Genomic DNA, 5,383 nt, shown 5'->3' with positions numbered 1-5,383 from the left:
TGAGATTACAATGCGGCACGGGTGGCACGGCGTAGGGTTTCGGTGATCCGTCATCCATCCCAGTAGCCGGACTCGCCGCGGCTGCGGGATAAGCGCGCGATGGCGAGCGCGGTCGCGCCGGCTGAGGCACGTGATTGGCATGGGCGCTGGCGGAACGCGCCGCCCGCGCCCATGTTAGCGCATCATGCGCGCCTTTGCCGATCTCCTCGACCGTCTGATCTACACGCGGTCCCGCAACGTCAAGCTCAAGCTGATCGTCGATTATCTGCGCGCGACGCCCGATCCCGATCGCGGCTGGGCGATGGCGGCGTTGACCAGCGCGCTCGATCTGCCGGGCGTGAAACCCGCGGTGATCCGCGCGCTGATCGAGGCGCGGGTCGATCCGGTGCTGTACCGGATGAGCCGCGACTATGTCGGTGACTCGGCGGAAACCATTGCCTTGTTGTGGCCGACCCCGCTGGTCGTGGCTGAGCCCGAGCCGCTGCGCATCGCGCAAGCGGTCGATCGACTCTCTGTCCTTTCCCGATCCGACACGCCTGCGGTGCTGGCTGGGATGCTCGACCGGCTCGATGCCGATGAGCGCTTCGCCTTGCTCAAAATGGCGACCGGGGCTCTGCGGATCGGTGTGTCGTCGCGGCTCGCCAAGACCGCGTTGGCGCAAGCGTTCGACCTCGATGTCGAGGCGGTCGAGGAAGTGTGGCACGGCATCGACGCGCCCTACACCGCGCTGTTCGATTGGGCCGAGGGCAGGGGTGCGCAGCCAAGCGCTGCCGATGTACCGGTGTTCCGCCCGTTCATGCTGGCGCACCCGCTGGAGGATTTGCGCGTCGATCTCGCCGATTATGCCGCCGAGTGGAAATGGGACGGCATTCGTGTCCAGATCGTCCACATCGCGGGGCAGACCCGGCTCTACAGCCGCACGGGGGACGACATCACCGCAAGTTTCCCCGAGGTGGCGCGCGATTTCGGGAGCGCCGGCGTGCTCGACGGCGAGTTGATGGTGAAGGGCGACGCGCAAGGCACGGCGACCGAGGAGGGCGGGGCGGCGAGCTTCAACGCGCTGCAGCAGCGGCTTGGACGGAAAATCGTGTCGGCGAAGATGCTGGCCGAGGCGCCGGCGTTCGTACGGCTCTACGATATCCTGTTCGATGGGGCGGAAGACCTTCGCGGCTTGCCTTGGGAGCAGCGCCGGGGGCGGCTTGAAGCGTTCGCAGCGGCGCTCGATTCCGGGCGGTTCGACCTTAGCACGGTGATCGCGGCGGAGGATTTCACCGCGCTCGAAGACATCCGCGCCGGGGCGCGCGATGCGGCGATCGAAGGGGTGATGCTCAAACGGCGCGATTCACCCTATGTCGGCGGGCGCAAGACCGGGTTGTGGTACAAATGGAAGCGCGATCCGCTGACCGCCGATTGCGTGATGATGTATGCGCAGCGTGGGAGCGGGCGGCGGTCGTCTTTCTACAGCGACTATACCTTCGGCTGCTGGACCGAGTCGGGCGAGTTGCTGCCGGTCGGCAAGGCCTATTCGGGGATCACCGATGAGGAATTGAAACTGCTCGACCAGTTCGTGCGCAACCATACGACCGGACGCTTCGGCCCGGTGCGCGAGGTCGAAAAGACGCTGGTGCTCGAGATTGCGTTCGATTCGATCCACACATCGAAGCGCCACAAATCGGGGGTCGCGATGCGCTTCCCGCGGATCGCGCGCATCCGCACCGACAAGCCGGCGGGCGAAGCCGATACGGTGGCCGGCCTCAAGCGGATGATCGTCTGAGCCCTCGACTTGTGCGTGCAACCTTCTACGTTGCTTACAAAATAAGGGGAAAACGATGCGCACCTTTCTGATCGCCGCGATGGCTTTGCTCACCGCAACCACGGCAAACGCCGAAACCTTTGCGATCCAGGCGGGGCATTTGATCATCGATGCCGCCAAGCCCGAGCGCGGCGCCTCGACCGTGATTGTTACCGACGGCAAGATCGTGCGAATCGACGATGGCGCGACCGCGCCCGACGGTGCGACCGTCGTCGACATGCGCGATAAGACCGTCTTGCCCGGCTTGATCGACGTGCATGTCCATTTGACCGGCAATGCGGGCGAGCCGTGGTATCAGGGGCTGACCCCGAAATATTCCGAACCCTATGCCGCGACGGTCGGCCTGAAGAACGCGCTGATCACCGCGCGCGCCGGCTTTACCACGGTACGCGATCTGGGCGGCGGGCCACTTGCCAGCCTGGCGATGCGCGATGCGGTGAAGGAAGGAAGCTTCCCCGGCCCGCGGATCCTGGTGGCGGGGCCGGCGCTGTCGATCATCGGCGGGCATGGCGATGGCACGGTCGGCCTCAACCCCGATTTGCGTGCCGCGATCGATGCGACGGGCGAGCAGTTCTGGGTTTGCACCGGGCCGCAGGAATGCGCCAAGGCGGTGCGGCGGATCGCGGCGTATGGCGTCGATGTGATCAAATTCCACGCGACCGGCGGCGTGCTCGACGATGGCAAGATCGGGCTCGAACAGCATTTCACCGATGAGGAAATGAAAGCGATTTGCGACACCGCGCACCAATTGGGGCTGAAGGCGGCGGCGCATGCGCATGGTGCCAAGGGGATTGCCGCGGCGGTGCGCGCTGGGGTCGATTCGATCGAGCATGGCACCTTCATCGACGATGCCGGGGTCGCGTTGATGAAGGCGCACGGCACTTATTACAGCGCGACGCTGATGGCGTTCAGCGGTTTGCAAATGTATCTCGGCACCGGGCGCTATACCGCCAATACCGAGGCGAAGGGCCGCGCCACGCTGGCGGTGTGGGGCAAGGGCCTCAACCGCGCGTATAAGGCCGGCGTGCCGATCGCGCTCGGCACCGATGCCGCGGTCTTACCGCATGGCCGCAATGGCGAGGAGCTCGGCCTGATGGTGAGCAAGGGCGGGATGACGCCGCGCGACGCGCTGATCGCCGCGACCAAGGGCGGGGCCGATTTGCTCGGCCTGTCGGCGGAGACGGGGACGCTCGATGTCGGCAAATCGGCCGATCTGATCGCGGTGACGGGCGATCCGTTGGTCGATCCGGCGGCGGTGACGCACGTCAATTATGTGATGGTGCAGGGCCGCGTAATCCCGATGCGGTGACGTGACAGCGGAAGTCGCGCGGGGTATCCCTCGGCGATGACCGACTTCCGCACGCTGTACCCCGAGATCGAACCCTATGCGACGGGGATGCTCGACGTCGGCGACGGGCACGTCATCGCCTATGAGCGGTGCGGGACGCCGGGCGGCACGCCGGCGGTGTTCCTGCACGGTGGCCCGGGCGGCGGCATTTCGCCGAGCCACCGGCAGTTGTTCGATCCGGCGCGCTATGACGTGCTGCTGTTCGATCAGCGCGGCTGCGGTGGTTCCACGCCGCACGCGTCGCTCGAGGCGAACACGACATGGCATCTCGTCGCCGATATCGAGCGGCTGCGGGCGATGGTCGGGGTCGACCGCTGGCTCGTGTTCGGCGGATCGTGGGGGTCGACGCTGGCCTTGGCCTATGCCGAGACGCATCCGGAGCGTGCCAGTGCGCTGATCCTGCGCGGGATCTACACCGCGACGCGACCGGAACTCGCCTGGTATTATCAGTTCGGCGTGTCCGAAATGTTCCCGGACAAATGGGAAGCGTTCGTCGCCCCGATCGCCCCCGAAGAGCGCGGCGACCTGCTGCAGGCGTATCGGCGGTTGCTGACCGGCGACGATACGGCGCGGCAATTGGAAGCGGCCAAGGCGTGGACGCTGTGGGAGGGCGAGACGGTCACGCTGCTGCCCGATCCGGCGCTGTCCGAGGCGTTTAGCGACGGCCATTTCGCGCTCGCCTTCGCGCGGATCGAGAACCATTTCTTCGTGCATGACGCGTGGCTGGAAGACGGCCAATTGTTGCGCGATGCCGGGCGGCTCAGCGGCATTCCCGGCACGATCGTCCATGGCCGCTACGATATGCCATGCCCGGCACGCTATGCCTGGGCGCTGCACAAGGCGTGGCCCGAGGCCGATTTCCATCTGATCGAGGGCGCGGGCCATGCCTATAACGAACCCGGCATCCTCGACCAGTTGATCCGCGCGACCGATCGCTTCGCCGACGGCTGAGCGCTTGCAGGGCGCTTGCTTCGGGGCGCGGCGACGGGCAGGCGCGGTCGATGGCCCCGTTCACGCTAGCCGCCTTGCTGATGATCGCGTCCGGGTCGATCCACGCTGTGGTCAACGCGATCGTCAAGGGTGGCAAGGACAAAGCGGCCGGCCGCGCCATCACCGATGCGACCGGCGCGGTCATCCTGCTGCCCGCGATCGCCTTCGTGCCGTGGCCGATCGGCGCATGGGGCTGGCTCGCGGCGAGTGCGGTATTGCACGCCTTCTATCTTTATGCGCTCGTTCGTGCCTACGCGATCGGCGACCTTTCGGCGGTCTATCCGGTGCTGCGCGGGACAGCGCCGCTGATCACCGCGGGGGTGTCGATCGGCATCCTGGGGGATCATGCAACCAACGGGCAGATCGCCGGGATCGCGGTGATCGGGGTCGCGATGTTCGTAATGGTGTCGGGCAAGCATATCGGGCGCGCAGCGCTCGGCTGGTCACTGCTGACCGGCGCGCTGATTGCGAGCTACACCGTGATCGACGCGATGGGGGTGCGCGCCGCGCCCAGCCCGGCGAGCTATATCGTGTGGGTCTTCGTGCAGATGGGCTTCGTCGTGGTCGTTTTGTTCGGGGTGTTGACGCGGGGCGGCATCTTTACCTCGGCGCGCGCGCAGTGGAAGTCGGGGATGATCGCGGGGCTGCTGTCGGTGTTCACCTATGGCGGCGCGCTCTACGCCTTGTCGCTGGGGCCGACCGCACCGCTCGCCGCGCTGCGCGAGACGGGGATGGTGACCGCGTTGCTGATCGCGATCCTCGTGCTGAAGGAACGCGCGACCTGGGGGCGGGTGGTTGGCGTGCTCGGGATTTTGGCGGGCGCGGCGCTGATTCTGGTGGGGTGAGTGGGCGCGGAAGGTTAGGCTAAGGTTAGGCGTAAACGCGGTGTTCAAGGTCCGTGCGCGGGCGGGCATCGCGTGTCGGAGAGCACCCGACGCTTTGCGCTAAAGTCACACAGAGTCGCACCATCGGCGTCCTTCTTGCGTGGACGGTGCGCGGGGTGGTGGATCGACGGATTGAAAGAGCCGGGGCGATGGTGACAGACTCGGATCGGGTAGGACAGCGGATGTTAGGTTGTTGTGGGGAGCGGACATCTGATCCCGCGCAATCCTTCCCCTGGCGGGGGAGCATTTCGAGCTTCAACTGGGCGCAAACCGTCCCCCGCTACTCCACCCATCCCGCCAGCCAGTCCGACTGCGCTTGCGGGGTGAGCGTGCGGGCGTCGGCAAGCG

The 5,383-nt window shown here is 66.3% G+C and carries 4 protein-coding genes; all 4 read left to right on the top strand.

Annotated features, from left to right (window positions below):
* The first annotated feature begins 184 nt into the window (after positions 1-184).
* Genes ABWP09_RS02590 through ABWP09_RS02575 form a run of 4 tightly spaced genes read left to right on the top strand, consistent with a single transcriptional unit; the run spans position 185 to position 4,996 of the window.
* Positions 185-1,774 carry a cisplatin damage response ATP-dependent DNA ligase gene (locus ABWP09_RS02590; RefSeq protein ID WP_353203601.1) on the top strand — a complete coding sequence of 530 codons (1,590 nt, stop codon included), beginning with the start codon at positions 185-187 and terminating at the stop codon, positions 1,772-1,774.
* 55 nt (positions 1,775-1,829) lie between these two features.
* Entirely contained in the window at positions 1,830-3,122 is a 1,293-nt protein-coding gene (locus ABWP09_RS02585; RefSeq protein ID WP_353203600.1) for a metal-dependent hydrolase family protein, read from the top strand.
* A 36-nt stretch (positions 3,123-3,158) separates the two neighbouring features.
* On the top strand, positions 3,159-4,112 hold the full coding sequence (gene pip, locus ABWP09_RS02580; RefSeq protein ID WP_353203599.1) for a prolyl aminopeptidase: 954 nt from the start codon (positions 3,159-3,161) through the stop codon (positions 4,110-4,112).
* Between the two features lie 50 nt (positions 4,113-4,162).
* Positions 4,163-4,996: an EamA family transporter gene (locus ABWP09_RS02575; RefSeq protein ID WP_353203598.1), complete on the top strand. Its 834-nt coding sequence runs from the start codon at positions 4,163-4,165 to the stop codon at positions 4,994-4,996.
* Positions 4,997-5,383 lie beyond the last annotated feature (387 nt).

Origin of the sequence: Sphingomonas sp. (genome assembly GCF_040398505.1) — a bacterium.
GTDB lineage: Bacteria > Pseudomonadota > Alphaproteobacteria > Sphingomonadales > Sphingomonadaceae > Sphingomonas.
The sequence above is the reverse complement of the archived record's forward strand: the minus strand, read 5'-3'. Positions and strand labels throughout refer to the sequence as shown.